Consider the following 20,523-nt stretch of genomic DNA (forward strand, 5'->3'; position numbering starts at 1 on the left):
GAGTAGATGCATGGCCGAGCGTGCCGCCAAGCAGTTAGAACTGAATAAATCTGAATTACCCAATTCCATTACTGAAGTGATTGCCACCTTAAACCGAGCTGGGTTTGATGCCTATATCGTCGGTGGCGGCGTGCGTGATACCTTATTGGGTTTACGTCCAAAAGACTTTGACGCTGTCACTGATGCCAAGCCGCATGAGATCAAAGACGTCTTTGGCAAGCGCTGCCGCATTATCGGTCGCCGCTTTCAGTTGGCGCACGTGTATTCAGGCCGTGAGTTGATTGAGGTTGCTACCTTCCGTGGTCCACCAACCAATGATGCTAATACCAATCAAGACGGTATGATCCTGCGTGATAATGTTTGGGGTGATATCAAACAAGACTTCTCTCGTCGCGATTTCTCTATTAATGCGCTTTATTATCAACCGCTTAAAGGTGTGATTCATGATTTTTGCGGTGCGCTTGACGACATTGATAATAAAATCATTCGACTGCTCGGCCATGCGCCCGTGCGTATCGAAGAAGATCCAGTCCGTTTGTTGCGTGCTTTACGTTTCAAAGCCAAGCTCGGTTTTGAGTTTGATGACGAGTTAGCCGATCAGTTTCATGATGGCAACTGGGCATTGCTTGAGCAAATATCACCGCATCGTCTCTATGATGAAACCCAGAAAATGTTTACCGGTGGTTATCTGGTGCCATTATTGCCGCTATTGTTTGAGTCAGGGGCGATTGATAGCTTAATCATCTACCCACCATCTGAGCCAAGTGCACTGGTCAATCAAGTCGCTATTAATACTGACAAACGTATTGCTGCGGGCAAAAGTATCAATCCGGCGTTCTTTTATGCTGCGCTATTATGGGAAAACTATCTGCATCAGTTGGCAAAAGCCAAGAAGCGCAATATGCCGTTTGCTGAAGCGCAAATGCACGCCGCTGGTAAAGTGATTGATCGTCAACGTATCAAGACCGCGATTCCTAAATTTGCAGAGCAGTTTATCCGTGATATCTGGATATTGCAGCCAAGACTTGCAGCCCCGCGTAGCAAACAAATCGTTCAGCTCTCTGAGCATCCACGCTTTCGCGCAGGTTTTGACTTTTTGTTATTGCGTGAGCAATGCGGTGATGCTGAGCATCCGTTATCAGAGTCGACCAATGGTATGGGCGATTGGTGGCAGACCTATCAGACATTGTCTGAACGAGAGCAGCAGCAAGTCATTGATGATTTTGATGAAAATATTCGTCGCGGTGCCTATAAAAAAGGGCAACAAGCGCAGCGTGGTCGTGGGCGTAATCGTCAAAATTCAGAGTCAAATAGCATCGATCACTCAATATCTCATCAAAAAAATACCAAGCACAGCAAAGCCAATGATACTGCTGAGCAGGGTAGGAATGATCAGAATATGGTAAATGACCCGTCAAATATTCCAGCACGCCGTCGCCGCGCTGCCAGTCAATCAGACTCTGTTAAACAATCTGGTAGCAATAACAACAAGTACTATGAATCGCAGCAAGTAAGTCAAGACAGCCATGAGCTTGCTCAGTTACGACAGCTATCCCTTGCCAATAGCAGCAACCAAGCGGCAAATAAACGCCATCATTCCAAGCCTGCACCACTCTTTGTAATCGAGCATGAAAAAGTTGTGCCACCATTGCAGAAGCAGCTATCAAATGGTGATAAACCTGATAGTCGTCAAGGGGCGGCTCAGAAAAAACCTGCTCAGAAGAATGTATCGGCTGAGAAAGCGCTAAAAAATCAGGATGCCAGTTCTGATGCTAACTCTTATAGTAAGGCTGACAGTAAACCTGATCGCTCAAATCAAGCTCAGCAGCCAAAAGCAACACAGTCAGAGGTTATGCCTTCATCTGTGGCTCGTTCGGTAGCAAGATCGCCAGCGCTCGTCAGTATGAATAATGAGCCGATACCGCATAAGCGTCGCCGTCGTCAGCCGAGTGTAGAGAGTATAAATCTTGCTAGTAATACAGAGACGCAAGTAACGACTAACAACGACGTTAAAGCTGCAGCAAAGTATGCAAAAAAAGCACCTAAGCCAGCAGCCCAGCCTACTGATAAAACAGATGTTCCGGCTAAAAAAACGGTTGAGCGCAAAAAAGTGGCGAAGGTTACGACACCTGCAAGCGCTAAAAAACCAGTTAGAACGACAGAAGCAAAGTCTGCTAAAACCAGCCAAGCTGCTAACGGCAATGTTGGTACGAGTAGTATGAATGACAATAAAGGCCCTGTCCCATCGAAACGTCGCCGTCGCCAACCTAGTACTGACAATGTCTAATATTACTGACGATACGGGCAACGCGAATTGGGTAACCTGCTACGTAGGTTTGGGTAGCAATTTGTCTAACGACTTGGGTTCACCAGTAGAACATTTGCAGCAGGCAATCGCAGCGATGCAAGAGCATAAGCAAATACGTGCGGTTCGTGTTTCTTCGTTTTATGCTTCAGCGCCTATGGGGCCGCAAGATCAGCCTGATTTTGTTAATGCCGTCGCTGAGTTTGAGACGATATTGCCGCCTTTTGAGTTGCTTGCTTACTGTCAACAGTTAGAAGAAGAGGCTAAGCGTGCACGAATACGGCGTTGGGGTGAGCGTAGTTTGGATGTCGATATTTTGCTATACGGTGAGGCGCAAATCACTGAGCCACAATTAACCGTACCGCACGCTGGATTGTTTGAGCGTAATTTTGTCTTATTACCACTGCGAGAGTTAGCTCCAGCGCTTATCATTGCTAGCAAGTCGATAGATGACTATCCGCCTAGCAAAGATTGGACAGGCTTAAAACTACTGTAGCCAATCTATTATAAAAGAGTGAAAACGTTCACCTCTTTTAAGGTGAATCACCTATACCAAACGATTGCTAAAAGTTTTGATCACAATCAGAATAATAGCTAGAGACAGCTAAAGGTGCTAAAAGGTACTAAAGGTTAATCGAGGATCATATGACGACGTTATCTACTTTAAAAAAGTTTAAAAAAGACGGCACCAAGTTCACTTGCTTAACGTGCTATGACTCGATGTTTGCACGCATGATGGAAAAAGCAGAGATTGATACCATTTTAATCGGTGACAGTTTGGGTATGGTGGTGCAAGGTCATGATTCTACGTTGCCTGTCACGGTCGATGATATGGCTTATCATACAGCCAATATTGCCCGTAGCAATAAACACGCACTGATTTTGGCTGACCTACCATTTATGAGCTATGTCACCCTACCAGAAGCGGTTGCCAATAGTCGCCAGCTGATGCAGGCGGGCGCGCATGTGATTAAAATTGAAGGCGGTAGTGAGCTTTGCGATTTAATCGCGACTTTAGCGCAAGCAGGGACGCCTACTTGTGTGCATTTAGGATTAACACCGCAATCAGTCAATGTGTTTGGTGGTTATAAAATCCAAGGTCGTGGTGACGAAGCGGCTGATAAATTGCTTGCTGATGCGAAAGCAGTCGTTGCGGCAGGTGCTGCGCTGCTAGTGTTAGAGTGCGTACCTGCTGAGCTTGCAAAAGTAGTGACGGAAGCCGTCGCAGTACCAGTTATTGGGATTGGTGCTGGTGCAGATACGGATGGTCAAGTGTTGGTCATGCATGACATGCTAGGTATGGCACACGGCCGTGTCCCGCGCTTTATTCATGACTTTTTGACCGATGAGCGTAATAGCGCGCACAGTATCGAAGGCGCATTTGCCCTTTACCAGCAGTCAGTACGTGAAGGCAGTTTTCCAACCGAGCAGCACCAGTTTAGCTAACATTTTAGTTTTTACGATTATCAGTAGAAGAATAGTTAACCATGCCAATCATTCATCATCATATCTCCGCATTGCGTACGGCTTTACAGTCTTATAGTGGACAAAAAAATGACAATCAAGATGGCCCACAGCGCATCGCTTTAGTGCCAACGATGGGCAATCTGCATGCTGGTCATCTTGAATTAGTAAAAATAGCCAAGCAACATGCTGATATCGTGGTGGTTAGTATTTTTGTTAACCCTACTCAATTTGGCGCGGGAGAGGACTTTGATAGTTATCCTCGCACGCTTGATGAGGATGTCGCTAAGCTAGCATTAGTCGATACTGATTATGTGTTTGCACCCAGTATTGAAGAGATGTACCCAGTCTTACCGCCGCCGACTTCCGTTCTCGCGGGAGCTATTACCACTCAATTATGTGGTCAATCACGTCCTGGGCATTTTGACGGTGTTGGTATTGTCGTCTCTAAACTGTTCAATATCGTACAACCGGATATTTCTGTTTTTGGACAAAAAGACTATCAACAATTAGCGATTATTAAGCAATTGGTACGTGATTTAAGTTATCCCATTGAAATTATAGGGGCACCTATTGTCCGCGCTGCAGATGGTTTGGCGCTTTCATCGCGTAACCAATATTTAAGTGCGACTGAACGTGAGGTAGCACCTGTTATCCATCAAGCGCTACAATATTTAGCAAAGCAGTTAGAGAGAGGCGAACAGAGCCAACAAGCTGTTCAGTCGTCGCTAGCAGAAACGCATCAGCGTATTACGGATGCTGGCTTCATTATTGATTATTTAGACATTAAAACCGATACGTTAGAGTCACTCACCAATGATACTGTAACTTTTAATGTAGAAAATAAGAATTTGATGATTTTAGTCGCTGCTTGGCTAGGACGTGCACGTTTGTTAGACAATCAATTGGTGACGGTGGATCAATCGTTGTGACATAGTAATTTTCAGGATGCAATGGACTAGAATGGGTGAATCATGGATGTGAGTCAGGGTGAAAATAACAGTCAATCTGAGCAGGTAGCGTGTAAAATAGCAACCGATAAGCTCAGTATTCTGGTGGTATCAGGGCGTTCAGGCTCAGGTAAAACCTCAGTATTAAATATTTTAGAAGATTTAGGATATTATTCTATTGATAACTTACCGTTATCCTTATTGCCGGATGCTGCGCATAAATTGGTCAATGAAAGTGGGATTCGTCGTATTGCGCTTGGTGTTGATATTCGAACACCGCGAGCGGATCTATCCAAGTTTGCAGAGATGCATGCATCCTTAAAGAAAACATATGGGGCGCATGCGGTCAAAGTGGTGTATGTGACCGCGCAAGAAAGCACTTTGATAGCACGTTTTAATGCGACACGCCGCGTACATCCGCTGATGTCACAGGATATCGATAGTGACAATGCCAAGCACATTGCTTTTAATCTACCTGCCGCGATTAAAAAAGAAGTGGAGCTGTTAGAGCCTATCGCAGGTCATGCCGATATCAGAATTGATACCAGCAATTTGAATATTCATCAACTGAAAGACAGCTTGCGTGAACATGTCGGCGTGGACAATCAGATTGTGATTAATCTGCTGTCTTTTGGCTTTAAATATGGCAGTCCTATTGATGCAGATTTTGTCTTTGATGTGAGGATTTTGCCGAATCCACATTGGAACCCTGAACTGCGTACTTCGACAGGTCTAGACACGGAAGTTGCCGCATTCTTTGCCGACTATCCAGAAGTGGCTGAGATGACTGATGATATAGATAAGTTTTTAACCCGTTGGTTGCCCGAATTTTTACACAATAACCGCCATACAGTGACAGTGGCTATTGGCTGTACTGGTGGCAAGCATCGTTCAGTATTCATCACCGATAATTTACAACGTCGTCTTGCCGATGTTATGCCGCAAAGTATAAAAGTGCTGGCGAAACATCGTGAAAAAAATCGTTGGTAGTTATTGGTAAACACTGGGGCATATCTTCATTTTTATGACTATTCCTAAAATGAGGACATGCCCCTGTTAATTTTATTATTTATTATTTTGGAAAGCTTTTATGATTGACTGGAAAGAACAGGATATGCGCGTCTCGCGCACTGAACTCAAAAAAGCCCATGAGCGCTTGCAGAAGTTGTCGATACCACTTGCCAGCTTATCGAAAAAGCAGCTCAAAAATCTGCCAGCCAGTGACTATTTTATGGCAGAACTCATGGCATTGGCCGATATCACCAGCGCTAATGCTCGTATTCGCCAAACCAAGCGCGTTGGTAAGCTGATTAGTGAAGAAAACCGCCACGAATTGGTAAAAGCATTATTTGATGCGTTTTTCCCTAAAGAACAAGTCTCAAAAATAGAAAGTTGGTTTGAGCGTTTAAATATTAATGATGAAGGGACGCTTAAGCAGTTCGTTAAACAATACCAAGCATCTGAACAAAATAGTATGTATCAATTACTGTTATGGATTGAGTACGCCAAACATACCCAAGATGATGAGCTGATGGCAGAGTCTAAAGCAGACTTAGCCAGTTATATTCGTGAAGTCACTATTTTGTCGCAATTGAAAAAAGAAAAGTAATAAGATGATAGCGGCTAAATAACTTTGACCACTATTTATTTATACAATATCTCCACTTATAAACTAAAGTAGTCTGCAAATAAAAAAGCCAATCATCACGTGATTGGCTTTTTTATGGGTAAGAGCATTTAGGTACAAACGACACTTGTGGATAAATGCTAGTCCCTAATTTATAACGGTACCTAATTTATATTAGTGCTTAGCTTATTTCTTTTCAGCACGCACTTTGTCAACTAAATAGTCAACGACTTTAGGTACAGTGGCGCTTTCACCAGTTACAACGTATTTGCCTTGCACGACGACTGCTGGCACACCAGAGAGCTGATAACGCTTAGCACCTGCTTGTGAACGACCAATTTTCGTACCAACGGCGAATGAATTATAAAGGCTATTGAATTTCTTCTCATTAACGCCTTTCGATGCATACCATTTGCTTAATGATGATTGGTCAAAGATTTTCTTACCATCTTTGTGAATGGCATCAAATAATGCGTCATGAGTCTTGTCTTCAAACCCTAGCAGCTGAGCGGCATAGAAACCACGAGCGTTCGCTTCCCAGACAGGGTTAAGCGCTGCTGGCGTTTTGAAAAAGGCAACGTCTTTGTCTTTGTTTTTAGCCCATTTTTCCATATGTGGGTTAAGAACGTTACAATGCGGGCAACCATACCAAAAAAACTCACGAACAATGATAGCATCACCGCTGATTTTTTCTGGATTGTCTAGCACGCGATAGTCTTTTCCGGCGACATAGTCGGCAGCTTGTGCGCCCATAGTGGCAAATCCAATGGCCATGGCCAGACCAGTCAGTGTGATGACACGTTTCATACTTTATCCTTGAGGTGTGAAAACTTAGGGTTTGTTGAGATGTTTTAGTATCGTATGGTTTTGGGTATAGCGCACAAGTTTTTAAAGTGCCCAAACGAGACAGTGTCGAGTATAATCGAACTATAGCGACGTATCGACTATAATAACGTAAAACATGGTTGCTTGTGAATCCGATTCTTAACTAATGGTTGTAAAGCTGTGAGCCATTATTTAAGGCTTATTTCACCGTGTTTTTTGGAATTTTTTTAGTGTTTTATTATTTAGATTCTAAGCTGTTTGAGGCATCTATCCTCTAAAAAAATGGTACAGAAAATATGAACGTTTGCTAAGAGTATTCACAATCGGTGACGATGTACTCACGACAAAGCTGCCGCTCTCATGCTAATATTAGGTACATAATTGTGCACTGTATATGATTATAACGATAATGACAATAAAGGAAAAATGCAATGAGCTCAGCTCTATCTTCCTCGCCTTCTTCGAATGAGCAAGCAAACAGCAGTCTTGATGATACAACGGCTACCGCCATTAATGTAGATCCTAGCGAAGTCGACAAGTTTAATAAGTTGGCAAGCGAATGGTGGAGCAAGACGGGTGCATTTGCGACTTTGCATGAAATAAATCCACTGCGTTTAAATTGGATAGAAGAAAACGTCAAGCGCAGTTATCAAAATGACAGTGCTGATACGGACATTCATAAAACGGCTGAAACCGGCTTGGCTGGAAAAAAAGTGCTCGATGTCGGCTGTGGCGGCGGTATATTGTCAGAGTCTATGGCACGTCGCGGTGCGGATGTGACAGGGATTGATTTGGGTACCGAAAACCTAAAAGCGGCAGCGCTGCATGCAGAGCAAAGCGCTTTACATGAGACGCTGCGCTATCAGCATATCCCAATAGAAGAACTAGCCAAAACTCATGCAGGTCAGTTTGATGTAGTGACTTGTATGGAGATGCTCGAACATGTGCCTGATCCCAGCTCGATTGTGCAGGCGTGTTTTGAGTTATTGGCACCAGGCGGTGTTTGCGTGCTATCGACGATTAACCGAAACCCTAAATCATATCTGTTTGCCATCGTTGGGGCAGAGTATGTATTGCGCTTGCTCGATCGCGGCACTCATGATTATGCCAAATTTATCACGCCAGCTGAGCTAGACAAAATGGCAATTGATGCTGGATTCACACGTCAAGATATCATTGGCTTGCATTATAATCCGCTGACCAAGCGCTATTGGTTAGCTCAAAATGTCGATGTCAATTACATGATGGCAGTACACAAGCCACTGGCTTAAGCTGAATGCCGTATTTGGTTGTTTTCATGCCATACTATTTCACTCAACACCTTATCTATATTAAGAGCATTCACTATGAGCCAATTTGTAAAAGCGGTTTTATTTGATCTCGATGGGACATTAATCGATACGGCTGCTGATTTTGTCCGTATTATCGGTAAAATGAGCCGCGAAAATGATTGGCAAGCACCGCCTGAAACAGAAATTCGCGAGCAAGTTTCTGCTGGTGCCTCAGCGATGGTACAGTTGATGCTACGTCATAACGATCAAATTGAGGTTAGCGAAGAAGCTTTGCAGGAGTTTCGCCAACAGTTTTTAGATGATTATGAAGCTGAGATATGCGTCGATAGTTGTGTGTTCGCTGAATTAGAAGACGTGTTGACTGCTCTTGAAGAAAAAGGGGTGCCATGGGGTATTGTGACCAACAAGCCGCGTTATCTGGCAGAGAAGTTACTAGACAAGATGCAGTTAGACGGGCGCTGTTCTGCTTTGGTTTGTCCTGATGATGTGTCTCGCTCAAAACCCGATCCAGAGCCCATGTATATGGCTTTAGAAAAACTTGAAATCCCTCGCGGCGCTGCTGGCTGTGTGCTTTATGTTGGCGATCATATACGTGATATTGAAGCTGGCAACGCGGCTGGTATGCCAACAATTTTGGCGGCTTACGGTTATATTCCGCCTGAAGATCAAAAAAACCTAAAGAAATGGGGTGCAGATTATATTACTGATACGCCTGAGCAATTAAACAAGCTGTTGCTCTCTTCTGGTAAATTTGACTATTTATAAATAAAATTATAAATCAAATTATAAATCGAGTCCGCCACACTCTGTGTTTTTAAAGAAATACGATAAATACTTAGCATCCCAACTATTAAACGATAAGCAGTGAGCAATGCCATGAGTGACAATATTAATCAGTCGGCTAACCAGCAAGACCACCAAAAAACCGTTCAAAGTCTAACTCAACCGTTAACTCATAACGATATTCGCAACTTTGTACCATCTGATAATTGTTTAGATGGTAAGACTATTTTGGTCACGGGGGCAGGTGACGGTATCGGCCGCGTTGCCGCGCTGACTTATGCTCGCTATGGAGCGACAGTCCTGTTATTGGGACGTACCAGCAGCAAGCTTGAATATGTTTATGATGAGATTGAAAGTCTTGGTGGCAAACAGCCTGCCATGCTACCGATGAATCTAGAAGGAGCAACCTATGCTGAGATGCAGCAGTTAGAGGGGTTGATTAATAAAGAAGTCGGTCAGCTCGATGGTATCTTGCACAATGCGGGTATGCTTGGGCAGCTAACCCCACTTGAGATGTATGATGTCGATACTTTTGCACAAGTTATGAAGGTGAATTTTACCTCGACGTTTATGCTCACCCAAGCACTGCTACCACTACTTAAAGATGCTGAGAATGGCTCTATTGTTTTCACCTCTAGCACGGTCGGTACACATCCTCGCGCGTTCTGGGGTGCTTATGCGCTGTCCAAGCAAGCCGTAGAAGGCATGAGTGATATCTTTACCCAAGAGACGCAGAATACGACTAATTTACGTTTTAACTGTGTCAATCCTGGTGGTACTCGTACCAATATGCGTGCGCATGCTTATCCAGGAGAGAGTCCTATGAGCTTAAAAACGCCTGAAGATATCATGGCAGGCTATGTCTGTTTGATGAGTGATGCCAGTATCGGGGTACGCGGACAGGTGGTTGAGCTACAGCCAAAAGATTAGCCATGTGATTTTTTGCTAGGAAATGTCATTATTTAGGGTATTTATTCGCTTACTTTCAGGTTGATAGCACGCCCTAATAGGTTGCAATCAATCATAGATAACCCCATCTATTTGTTATTAAAGCGATTTGTAATATCTAATGATAATAAATAGGATGGGATTATGGCAGGTGGTTGGTCAAGAGATGGTGCTGAGCATGAGCAAATGGATGCAACGGTAAATGATGCATTAGAGCGGGCACGACGTGCGTTGCCAACTGGCATCAGTGCCGAGATGTGTGATGAATGCGGCAAGCCTATTCCAGAAGCACGGCGGTTAGCAGTGCCTGGTATTCAGCATTGCGTCAGCTGTCAGACAGAACTTGAACAAGAGGCGAAAGCCGCTGAGTTGTTTAACCGGCGCGGTAGCAAAGACAGTCAATTACGTTAAAAAAGAAAAAGGGTAGACATTGCTGTTTTATATAGCAATGTCTGCCCTTTTTTTGTCTATTACTATATAACCAGTGCCATTAGTTCACGGTCGCAGGTATCCCAATCGATAGAAGGTAGCGTCTCTATAGAAGATAAAAATGCTGCTTTATCTTTTCCTTCTGAGCGGTCGCTTTCTACCGCTGTATCGTTGTCGTTATTAGTATGTGCATCCAACTGTAATATAATCTCTAGCCGACTATCAACTTGTGCGCTGACCGTACTGGTGGTTAAGCTGTCAGGGGTAAAATTGATTTGTAGCCAGCCATCAGACGTATGAACCACACCTTTGATACGTTGCCAATTCGGTAGCGTTAATAACCAACTCTGTAACTCATCCGCTTTTAATATGTAGTGCGCTGGCAGTCGCCAACCCGCCAACTGTAACTCTTGTTGTTTCTCATGATAACGGTAAGGTAGCTCAATATCTGTATCGGTCTGCGCATCATCTTTGTTTGTAAAAACATCGGATGACAAAGCGGTAGATAGGGTATTACTCTGTGGTTGCAAGCTAGTAGTCGATTTTTGAGGGTGAACAATATTGACTGTGCGTTGTTTCGAGATAACCTGACTGGACTTGGTAAGCTGGGTTTTCAGCTCTGACACGCTTGATTCTGATAAAAGAATATTGGATGAGTCATTTGTATCATGAGATATATGCTCAGATGCTGCCCAAATAATTTTTACCTGTGCATTGAGCTTGGCTATCCATTGTTGCAGTGCTTGCTTTTCGCTATCGCTTAATTGAGCATAGCGATTAATGACCAACACATCGGCATCACGGACATGCGCTTGAAAACCGTCATAATGACGATATTTATCTTGCTGCCATTGCACGCCACTCAGTACCGTTATTACTGCTTGCATATTGAGCGCTGTTTGCCAATGCGGTGCACTGAGCTGCATGATAAGCTCACGTGGATGAGCAAGCCCTGTGGGTTCGATGAGCAACCGCTGTGGATGATGCTCACTAAGCAGCCGACTGATAGCAATTTGTAATGGCAGCTGACTGGTACAACAAATACAGCCACCACTGACTTCTCGTATCGCAATATTATCTTGCTCAGGCTTACTATCTTTCGCACTTGCCAGCAGCGCACCATCAATACCAATACGACCAAATTCATTGATTAGTAATGCCCAGCGCTCATCGGCAGGTTTGATAGCAAGCAGCTGATTAATCACTGTGGTCTTGCCAGCACCCAAAAACCCTGTCACCAAGGTGCAGGGTATGTTTTGAAAAATAATAGGTTTTTTCACAGAGACACTCATCATATAGGTCGTATTTGTGAGTAATCAAACACGGCCTATATTAAATGGAAATGATATTAGCGTGTGTCCTCAATTCAATCGATAATCGAAATTTTCAAAATGAGGACACACATAGTCAAAAGTTACTCACTTTTAACGGTTTCTACTTCGGCTTCGTCAGGAACGAATACGTAGCCTACACCCCAAACGGTTTGGATGTAACGCGCTTGTGAAGGGTTGTCTTCAATCAAACGACGCAAACGTGATACCTGTACGTCGATAGAACGCTCCATCGCACCCCATTCACGACCACGCGCAAGGTTCATCAGCTTGTCACGGGTTAATGGCTCACGTGGATGCTGCACCAGTGCTTTTAGCACCGAAAATTCACCTGTCGTTAAGGTAACAACATTGCCGTCACGTTTAAGCGTACGTGTCGATAAATCAAGCGTCCACGGTCCAAACTCAACCACTTCAAGCTGATGGCTTGGTGCGCCAGGCAGCTCGCGATTTTGACGACGTAATACCGCTTTGATACGAGCCAATAGCTCTTTTGGATTAAATGGTTTTGGCAGATAATCATCTGCGCCCGCTTCTAGACCAGCGATACGATCGGCATCACCACCTTTGGCTGTCAGCATAATGATAGGAATGTCACCATTGTCTTCACGTAGACGCTTACAGATACTGATGCCGTCTTCGCCTGGCAGCATCAAATCGAGTACCACCAACGAGAAAAGCTCACGCTGCAACAGCTTATCCATTTGACTACCATCATGAGCCGTACGGACGACAAAACCGTCGTCTTCTAGAAAGCGCTGTAATAAAGAGCGCAAGCGTGCATCGTCATCAACGACTAAAATTCGTTGAGTTAAGGTATCAGGGCTGTTATTTTCAGACATACAGGCATCCTCTTATAAAAATTATTATTAGTAGAAATTATCGTTAACAGTCAAGGCTAAAGGTTATATAGTTAAAATGATATAAAAAAAATACGGTGTCAGGCTCGTTGAGTCTACTATTTATAGTATTTTAACGTGCTTTCCTCGCTAAATTATCTTGAATCGACTATACAAAAAACCTGAGCAAAAAAACTGTCTTTATTCAATGAGTGGTCAAAAGTAAAGGTCCGTCTCAATCCATCATAAATTTGAATACTATTGTTCAATGCGTCAGCGCGTACCAATATTTGCGCCTTGGATACTTTAGTGTATAAGATTGCACCACTAATTGCATCACCCATCAGGATAAATGCTGTATGCGTTTGTTTAACAAAGCGACAGAACCTATGATATGAGACGATTTTCGCCGTAAAACTAGCGATAAATAACGAAAAGATAAAAAGGATTTTTATTCATGCAGCTTTTGCTATAATGCAAAACTACATTTCTCAACGATTGATACGTCTATGAGTAGCACTGATACCTTAACGCCATCTCAAACCTCGACAAATGCACAGGTTTTGGATGCAACCACACACGCGAATATTCACGACAAGCTTGCTCGCGCGCTTGGCATTAAGACTGCTCAAGTCAATGCGTTTGTCAAACTTTACGATGAAGGCGCGACCGTTCCATTTATTGCCCGTTACCGTAAAGAAAAGACGCAGAATCTTGACGATGCGCAATTGCGTGCGCTTGAGAAGTCTCTTAATTATGAGCGTGACATGGCCACCCGTCGCCTCAAAATTACCGAGCTGCTCAGCACGCAGGGCAATTTGACCGACGAGCTGCAGACGCGTATCGATAATGCGACGTCGAAACTTGAGCTTGAAGATATTTACTTGCCATACCGCCCGCGTCGTCGTTCACCAGCTGCCAAAGCACGTGCTGCTGGTCTTGATGTGGCAGCGCAAGCCGTCTTGACGCAAGAAGTCACGCCAACTGAGGCATTAGCAGACTATCAAGTACAATCTAGCATTACCGATGATAGTGGTAATGAGATCGAAGTTGATTTTAGCGATATCACCAAGCAATTGGCTGGCGTACAAGCCATCATCGTTGATGAATGGACGCAGGCTTTGGCTTTGCTAGACAACTTGCGCAGTGGCTTTGCCAAGACGGCGAGTATCGTATCTGCCGTTGCCAGTGAAGAAAAACGTGAAGTCGGCGAGAAGTTTAAAGATTACTTCGAGCATAGCGAAAGCCTTGCGCGTCTGCCAAATCATCGTTTATTAGCGATGCTACGTGGTCGTCAAGAAAACGTCTTAGGTCTTAAAATCGAAGGCGAAGACGCACCCTTTATCGAAAAAATCATTAAGCACTTTGAGGTTGATACGAAAGCGCCTGATGCCCGTCAAGAATTTTTGACAGAAGCTGCGACGAGTTTGTGGAAAGACAAATGGCGTCCGCATATTGAACACCGTTTATTGACAGAAAAACGTCTGACTGCTGAAGCAGATGCGATTGACGTCTTTGCTAATAACTTACAGCATTTACTCATGTCAGCGCCTGCCGGTCGCAAAGTAATTTTAGGCGTTGATCCTGGTATCCGTCATGGCGTAAAAATGGCTATCGTCGATGCTCAAGGTCACGTTATGTTAGACAGTGAAGACAAGCCTGTCGTCGCCACCGTTTATCCATTTGCCCCTGATAATAAAATGGATGAAGCCAAAAAAGTCATCGATGAATTATTAAGTACTTACAACGTTGATTTGGTGGCTATCGGTAATGGTACGGCGAGCCGCGAAACAGATGCGATGATTAAAGAAATTTTGGCTGCCAACTCTGAATTACAAGCCAAATCAGTTATCGTCAATGAGTCAGGTGCGTCTGTTTATTCAGCCAGTGAGCTTGCCACTGATGAGCTTGGTAACTTAGACGTTTCGGTACGCGGTGCGGTTTCTATTGCGCGTCGCTTGCAAGACCCTTTATCAGAATTGGTCAAGGTTGATCCAAAAGCCATTGGCGTTGGTCAATATCAGCATGATGTTAACCAAACACAATTGGCAGATAGTCTTGATAAAGTCACGCAAGATAGCGTAAATGCGGTTGGCGTTGATGTAAATACCGCAAGCCCTGCTATCTTGGCACATATCGCTGGTTTGAATAAAAATGTCGCGCAGCAAATCGTGACCTATCGTAAAGAGCATGGTGCTTTTGACAGTCGTGAATCATTAAAAAACGTTCCACGCTTAGGCGCTAAGACCTTTGAACAAGCAGCAGGCTTCTTGCGTATCCATGGTGGTAGTAATCCCCTTGATGCCACTGGTGTGCATCCAGAAAGCTATGCGCTGGTCGATAGCTTATTGGCACAAACTGGTAAAGCATTGCCAGAAGTCATCGGTAATGACGACATATTAAATACGATAGATACCACTGCATTGGCTGCTAATGATGACAATATTAGTGTAACTGCTATCATCGAGGAGCTAGCCAAACCAGCACGCGACCCACGTCCTGAATTTAAGACTGCTAACTTCCGTGAAGACGTTAACAGTATTAAAGACTTGAGCGAGGGCATGCAGCTTGAAGGCGTGGTGACCAATGTGACAGCCTTTGGTTGCTTCGTTGATGTTGGCGTTCATCAAGATGGTTTGGTACATATCTCACAAATGGCCAATGACTTTGTCGCTGACCCGATGAACCGCGTCAAGCCGGGCGATATCGTCTCGGTACGTGTCATCTCTATCGATGAAAAACGTGGTCGTATTGGCTTTAGTATGAAGCCAGAATCTGAAAAGCCTGCGCGCCCAGCAGCGAAATCGGCTGAAAGTACTGGTAATGATGAGAAAGTCAGTCGTCCACGTAGCGATCATACAAATAGCAAACGCCCGAACAGTAGCCGTCCAGCGCCTGATAAGCGCCCGTCGAAATCTCGCGGTAATCGTCAGGATAAAGACCATGCTAATAATGATCGTAGCAAAGCGCCAAGGGCTGATAAAGCAGAAGCACCTAGCAAAATGGGTACGCTTGGGGCGCTGTTACAGGAAGCTGGTGTGACTAAAACCAAAAAATAGTCAATGTTAATAGTGACAAAAAAGGCAGCCATTAGGCTGCCTTTTTTATGGAATGTATGTAAAGATAGAAATTGTTAATGAACACTAATAACTACTCAAAACCTAACTCGCTCAATAACCTCTTTTCAATGATTTCAGTTAACAGCGGGGTTCATATCGTATTTTAGTTCGTATTCTATAATTCTTCTGTGGCTTCTTCAGCTTCTTGTAATTCTTCTTGTGTGTCTAACGAGTCTTCTTCTTGCATCGCTTCTTCAGAATCTTGAATCAACTCTTGTTCGGCATCCATTGCTTCTTGCTCAGCTTGAAGCTCAGTAGTCATCGGCTGTTGCTCAGCACTGTTGTTAACGCTTGCTCTTGAGATAATCTGTGTCTCACTAATCTGAAATGGGCTAGATTGATTGTCTGTTGAGACATTATTTGTATTGTCACCTTCCATCTCAAGTGTGGTGGCGGTAGCCGCTGCTTGCACATCTACTGCCGCAGTATCAGCAGGTGCTGCCATAGCCAAACTTGGGATAGTGAGCGCAGCGCCAATCAGTAGCGATAAAGACAGAGTACTTTTTTTCATTAATCAATTCCTTAATTTACAATCTTATAATGTCAGTTTAAAAAATTTCAAACTTGACGCTTATGTTGCTAACTGCTGTATACAGCCGTTGCATATCACACATTCATTTAGTAATTCAAATCTATATATTTAATATATCTAACATTTAATTGATAGACAAAATAAAATCATGATAACCATTAAGAGACTATCATGATGGATTTGGATAAAGAGCTTTATAAGCTGACCTAAATCAGTGATAAAAATCTAAAGGGGAGAATACCAATTAAACAAGCGTTAGTTCAGTAGTCCATAGATTAAAATTCTAACAGACGGATGTTAGCAGGTGACTTTGTGCAACTATTGTATGGTTATTGTCAGATAAGAAAATAGCATTATTTTCTACTTTCCTATCTCTAATTCTTATACCAATGATGTCTCAACGAATCTTGTTCATTTATATTTCATTAAAGTCTTATTCAATAACGATATACTTGCCAGTGTTTGGATCAACGACGCGTTGTTGAGTGCTGCTACTAGGAACACGAATGACTGGGAAGGTTTGATTGATTTCAGTATTGTCGATGACATCCGCATCTGCTTCTTCACCAACGATTACAGTACTGTTAGCCTCGTCTTCGATAGCAATGGCTGTACCTGACGCTGTGTTTACTCGCTTGATTTGATCTTTCGGTACGATGATGATTTCTTTGACACTATATTTAGTAGGGCGGATAACACGTGTGGTTTCAACGATGACAGGCTCTACACGGCGATCTTCGATAATCGCGAGTTGTGATTCTGGTGCTGTAGCTTCTTTTGTTTCGCTCATAATAGGTGTTGGAAACTTGGCACCGAAATGGTTATCGCACTGCTGCATGCTTAAGCGTACTGGATTGCCAGCCTTATCCATATAGACGTTGACAGGCATATCAGCGGCGATAGGGACGTATTTCCCAACTAATTCACCCGAAACACCATAGCGACCATTTGACTGCCCAACCCCTAAATCACAAGCACCTGCTGAGTAATCACTGGCTGTTAAGTTGTTTGCATTGACCACTGTTTGAGGAATCATTACTTCAGACAAACGCATTTTTTTGACAGTCGCTTCACCTGCTTGGCGCTTTGGGTTTTGATAAGTATAAGGGGTATAAAATTTGGCCGAACCATCTTTGACAGCGCTCACACACTCCTCATAACTGTCATAGCCAACATTGCCGTGGCTATCGGTAGTCATAGCGGCGTTAGCAGAGCTTGCAAACACAGCAAGACTGGATGTCATCACAGCAGCGGTCAATATATTTATTTTCATTGTTATGTCCTTTTAATTAGATGAGGGTCTATTGATTTATTACAAATTTATGATAAATCAGTAAAACTTAATTTTTATTAATATGATTTTTATTGCACTAGAAAATTACTCTGAGGTGTCTAAGGTCCAAATGAAATATTAATGAGCCAATTATCCCTCTCAAAGCTGCTATACAATATGGGATAAAAAAATATGAGATAAAAAATTGCCTAACCTCTTTTATCCTACGTCATTCACTGCAATATGGCTGTGACATTACTCTAAAAATGTGTAGCTTAATGTATTAAAAAGGCAAGAAATGCCAATATCATTTACCAAATAATCACGTTATTATTATTTATTAACAATGGCTCAAAAGATTGCACTCTGAATAATGAGAAAAAATAGGCAATAAAAAACCGTATCTCGTTGCTAAGATACGGTCAGTAATTAGATATTAAGAAGTAGATTGCTTAGATTTATAAATGGGTAATCTTACGAATCGACAACTTCAAAACTCAGACCCGCATGCTCTTCTAAACGTGCCAGTAGATGATTACCCATGGCAGAGGCTGGCGTCCAAAAACCACCACCAATTTCTTCTTTGCTGATATCTTGTGCTAAGCATAACGCTGCTTGCGCTAGCATACGCGAGGTACTGCCGTAACCTGGATCTTTATCACCCGTTACTTTCGTATTGATGGTGTCTTTATTAGCTGTTTCCCCAAAGAGGCGAATGTCAAAGTAGCCGTTTGCTTGCTCTTCTGCAGACGGACCAGAACCTGACTTGGGTAGCACGTGCTTAGCTAATAATTCACGGCTCGGTTTGACCATCATAGCAGTGGCAAATCCAAACAGGCCTGCGCTCATTGCATAGCTTGATAATTGACCTTTCACACCATCTTGCATCCACATTGCTTCGTCATATTTAAAGTCACGACCATATTCATAGCCAAGCAATTGGTTGGTGCGATGAACGATACGGGTATTGATACTAGCCATCACAAAAGGCGCAAGCCAGCGTTTGTGCTCACTATCGTATTCTGGCTTACTGACATTAGCTTGGCGCACGTTTGGTGCATCTTTGTCATCATTGAGTAGGTAAGGATTTGCTACCTGCTTACGACGTGACTTATCCTTTCCGACTTCTTCAAAAATAGTCGCCATCGAGGCAATGGTACCACCCGATAGACCCCCTTTCGCCGCTTTGACACGCATATGAATCACATCACAAGCGCGACCAAATTTCTTTTCTGCTTGGGTTTGAGTAAAGTAGACGCCCAAATCCGATGGAATCGAATCAAAGCCACACGAGTTGACAATACGAGCGCCGCTTTGCTTTGCCGCGTCCTGATACTTGTCCATCATATCTTTGATAAAGATAGCTTCACCGGTGAGGTCGACATAATCTGTCCCATGAGTGGTACAAGATTTGATCAGCGGCTCACCATATTTAAGATAAGGACCGACGGTTGAAATGATGACTTGGGTTTGTTTGGTCATTTCATCAAGGCTGTCCGCATCGTCACTATTAGCAAGAATAATATCGACAGTGCTGCCAAGTTTAGACTGCAATTCGTTTAGTTTTGCTTCATCACGCCCAGCAATCGCCCACGTGACGTCGGAGCCCTCTTTGTCTTTAGTATTAGATAAAAACTCTGTTAAATAGTGTGCTGTGATTTGACCAACAAAGCTGGTTGCGCCATATAAGACGACCGCGTAAGGACGCTTTCCATCGCTGCGCTGTTGTGTATTGTTTGAGGTATCCGTATTAGTATTGGTATCCATATTTATTATCCTTAATAGCTATTTTGATGAGTCGTGTGACGTTTAAAATTTGTTGCCATTTAACAGTCAGAGTTTGAGGTCTAGTTTTTAGATAGAAATCAGATTAACTAAATAAGTCATGACTAAATGAGTTATTGGTCAGACTTATATCTGCCTGAAAAAGATATATTAAAGTATTTTTGACCAGTAAAAATGACTTGTAAGTTACTGTTTATAGCAGATTATATGATGAAAATGTTGATGGCTAAGGGATAACTAACCATCTGTACACATAACTCCCATAAAGGGATGAAAAAAAGGTTCGATGTTAAGATTTGCTACAAAGGTTACATAACCTACCGATATCATTACCAAAATGAACGTTTTCTAAAGATAAATATTGCTAATCTATGGTCGTAAGCAGTATTAATGGTTAAAAAACTAACAAGTATTAAAAAAACAAAAAGTAAAGAAAAAGGAGTTTTAGAGAGAGCAAGGCAGTCATTAATAATAGTAATTATTTCTTATTAATAATTGTCCATTGCATCAATCTAAATATCTGGTTTTCTAATAATAATTTTTAAGGAGAAGGTTATGTTTCGCTGGGCTATTATTTTTGCCGTGATCGCACTGTTAGCAAGTTTATTGGGTTTTGGCGGTGTCGCAGGATTGTCTGCTAATTTGGCATATATTTTCTTAGCAGTCGCTGTCATTCTATTTATTGTGGCATTTGTAAGCCGCAAGATGTAATTAATACCTGTAGATTGTTAAATAAAAAAAGTCCTCAATTGAGGACTTTTTTTGGTATTTAATAATGTATTTACTAGGGCGTGTTGAACATTCATAATTTCAGCCAGATATAGGCACAAGCGAGAGCCACTGTGTTCTCATAACTTTGTTTGAGCTTATCAAATCTAGTTGCAACCGCCCTGTAGTTTTTTAACTTAGCAAAAGCATTTTCTACTAAGTGCCGAGCCTTGTACAAGTGCCAGTCCATATGGTTATTGGTGAACTTAGTATTCTGTTTTCTAGGAATATTATTGAAGCAACCCGCTTGTTC

Annotated in this window: 19 protein-coding genes; 12 read left to right on the plus strand and 7 right to left on the minus strand. The window is 42.9% G+C overall.

Going from position 1 to position 20,523, the window contains the following annotated elements; genetic code table 11:
• Positions 1-10: 10 nt before the first annotated feature.
• From pcnB to yjgA, 6 genes are all read left to right on the plus strand, one after another.
• Positions 11-2,287 carry a polynucleotide adenylyltransferase PcnB gene (gene pcnB, locus ACT3S4_RS11700; RefSeq protein WP_444761116.1) on the plus strand — a complete coding sequence of 759 codons (2,277 nt, stop codon included), beginning with the start codon at positions 11-13 and terminating at the stop codon, positions 2,285-2,287.
• A complete protein-coding gene (folK, locus tag ACT3S4_RS11705) occupies positions 2,280-2,801 on the plus strand; it encodes a 2-amino-4-hydroxy-6-hydroxymethyldihydropteridine diphosphokinase (protein WP_444761117.1) in 522 nt (173 codons plus the stop codon). Before pcnB ends, folK begins: the two co-directional genes overlap by 8 nt.
• 149 nt (positions 2,802-2,950) lie before the next feature.
• A complete protein-coding gene (gene panB, locus ACT3S4_RS11710) occupies positions 2,951-3,751 on the plus strand; it encodes a 3-methyl-2-oxobutanoate hydroxymethyltransferase (RefSeq protein WP_444761118.1) in 801 nt (266 codons plus the stop codon).
• A 41-nt stretch (positions 3,752-3,792) separates the two neighbouring features.
• On the plus strand, positions 3,793-4,701 hold the full coding sequence (panC, locus tag ACT3S4_RS11715; RefSeq protein WP_444761119.1) for a pantoate--beta-alanine ligase: 909 nt from the start codon (positions 3,793-3,795) through the stop codon (positions 4,699-4,701).
• 42 nt (positions 4,702-4,743) lie between these two features.
• On the plus strand, positions 4,744-5,709 hold the full coding sequence (rapZ, locus tag ACT3S4_RS11720) for an RNase adapter RapZ (protein ID WP_444761120.1): 966 nt from the start codon (positions 4,744-4,746) through the stop codon (positions 5,707-5,709).
• A gap of 100 nt (positions 5,710-5,809) precedes the next feature.
• On the plus strand, positions 5,810-6,328 hold the full coding sequence (gene yjgA, locus ACT3S4_RS11725) for a ribosome biogenesis factor YjgA (RefSeq protein WP_045443152.1): 519 nt from the start codon (positions 5,810-5,812) through the stop codon (positions 6,326-6,328).
• Positions 6,329-6,532: 204 nt separating this feature from the next.
• On the opposite strand, the gene ACT3S4_RS11730 is transcribed toward yjgA, so the two are convergent.
• A complete protein-coding gene (locus ACT3S4_RS11730; protein ID WP_193836920.1) occupies positions 6,533-7,153 on the minus strand; it encodes a thiol:disulfide interchange protein DsbA/DsbL in 621 nt (206 codons plus the stop codon).
• A gap of 449 nt (positions 7,154-7,602) precedes the next feature.
• Here ACT3S4_RS11730 and ubiG point away from each other — a divergent pair, with 449 nt between their 5' ends.
• The 4 genes from ubiG to ACT3S4_RS11750 all read left to right on the plus strand — a co-directional run bounded on the left by ubiG (position 7,603) and on the right by ACT3S4_RS11750 (position 10,605).
• On the plus strand, positions 7,603-8,442 hold the full coding sequence (gene ubiG, locus ACT3S4_RS11735; RefSeq protein WP_444761121.1) for a bifunctional 2-polyprenyl-6-hydroxyphenol methylase/3-demethylubiquinol 3-O-methyltransferase UbiG: 840 nt from the start codon (positions 7,603-7,605) through the stop codon (positions 8,440-8,442).
• Positions 8,443-8,517: 75 nt separating this feature from the next.
• Positions 8,518-9,228, plus strand: coding sequence for an HAD family hydrolase (locus tag ACT3S4_RS11740; RefSeq protein ID WP_444761122.1), 711 nt, complete (start codon positions 8,518-8,520; stop codon positions 9,226-9,228).
• 111 nt (positions 9,229-9,339) lie between these two features.
• On the plus strand, positions 9,340-10,176 hold the full coding sequence (locus ACT3S4_RS11745; protein WP_444761123.1) for a YciK family oxidoreductase: 837 nt from the start codon (positions 9,340-9,342) through the stop codon (positions 10,174-10,176).
• A gap of 162 nt (positions 10,177-10,338) precedes the next feature.
• Positions 10,339-10,605: a DksA/TraR family C4-type zinc finger protein gene (locus ACT3S4_RS11750; protein ID WP_444761124.1), complete on the plus strand. Its 267-nt coding sequence runs from the start codon at positions 10,339-10,341 to the stop codon at positions 10,603-10,605.
• 62 nt (positions 10,606-10,667) lie between these two features.
• Here the strand turns inward: ACT3S4_RS11750 and ACT3S4_RS11755 are convergent, their stop codons facing one another.
• Together ACT3S4_RS11755 and ompR are read right to left on the minus strand one after the other, a co-directional pair.
• Entirely contained in the window at positions 10,668-11,915 is a 1,248-nt protein-coding gene (locus ACT3S4_RS11755; RefSeq protein ID WP_444761125.1) for a CobW family GTP-binding protein, read from the minus strand.
• Positions 11,916-12,037: 122 nt separating this feature from the next.
• Positions 12,038-12,796 carry an osmolarity response regulator transcription factor OmpR gene (gene ompR / locus ACT3S4_RS11760; protein ID WP_055123637.1) on the minus strand — a complete coding sequence of 253 codons (759 nt, stop codon included), beginning with the start codon at positions 12,794-12,796 and terminating at the stop codon, positions 12,038-12,040.
• Between the two features lie 506 nt (positions 12,797-13,302).
• Between ompR and ACT3S4_RS11765 the strand changes: the two genes are divergently transcribed.
• Positions 13,303-15,852 carry a helix-hairpin-helix domain-containing protein gene (locus ACT3S4_RS11765; protein WP_444761126.1) on the plus strand — a complete coding sequence of 850 codons (2,550 nt, stop codon included), beginning with the start codon at positions 13,303-13,305 and terminating at the stop codon, positions 15,850-15,852.
• Between the two features lie 175 nt (positions 15,853-16,027).
• Here ACT3S4_RS11765 and ACT3S4_RS11770 read toward each other — a convergent pair whose 3' ends face one another.
• From ACT3S4_RS11770 to ACT3S4_RS11780, 3 genes are all read right to left on the minus strand, one after another.
• Positions 16,028-16,423, minus strand: coding sequence for a hypothetical protein (locus ACT3S4_RS11770; RefSeq protein ID WP_444761127.1), 396 nt, complete (start codon positions 16,421-16,423; stop codon positions 16,028-16,030).
• Between the two features lie 454 nt (positions 16,424-16,877).
• Entirely contained in the window at positions 16,878-17,717 is an 840-nt protein-coding gene (locus tag ACT3S4_RS11775) for a hypothetical protein (RefSeq protein WP_444761128.1), read from the minus strand.
• A 474-nt stretch (positions 17,718-18,191) separates the two neighbouring features.
• On the minus strand, positions 18,192-19,484 hold the full coding sequence (locus tag ACT3S4_RS11780) for a saccharopine dehydrogenase family protein (RefSeq protein WP_443563797.1): 1,293 nt from the start codon (positions 19,482-19,484) through the stop codon (positions 18,192-18,194).
• 573 nt (positions 19,485-20,057) lie between these two features.
• On the opposite strand from ACT3S4_RS11780, the gene ACT3S4_RS11785 reads away from it, so the two are divergent.
• Positions 20,058-20,213 (plus strand): DUF1328 domain-containing protein, encoded by a 156-nt coding sequence (locus tag ACT3S4_RS11785; RefSeq protein ID WP_021814049.1) that lies wholly within the window; start codon positions 20,058-20,060, stop codon positions 20,211-20,213.
• Positions 20,214-20,304: 91 nt separating this feature from the next.
• On the opposite strand, the gene ACT3S4_RS11790 is transcribed toward ACT3S4_RS11785, so the two are convergent.
• Positions 20,305-20,523, minus strand: a 219-nt coding sequence (locus ACT3S4_RS11790) for a transposase (protein ID WP_444761129.1), incomplete at its 5' end; no start/stop codon positions are given.

The organism is Psychrobacter sp. AOP30-A2-5 (genome assembly GCF_052378115.1).
Taxonomy (GTDB): Bacteria; Pseudomonadota; Gammaproteobacteria; order Pseudomonadales; family Moraxellaceae; genus Psychrobacter.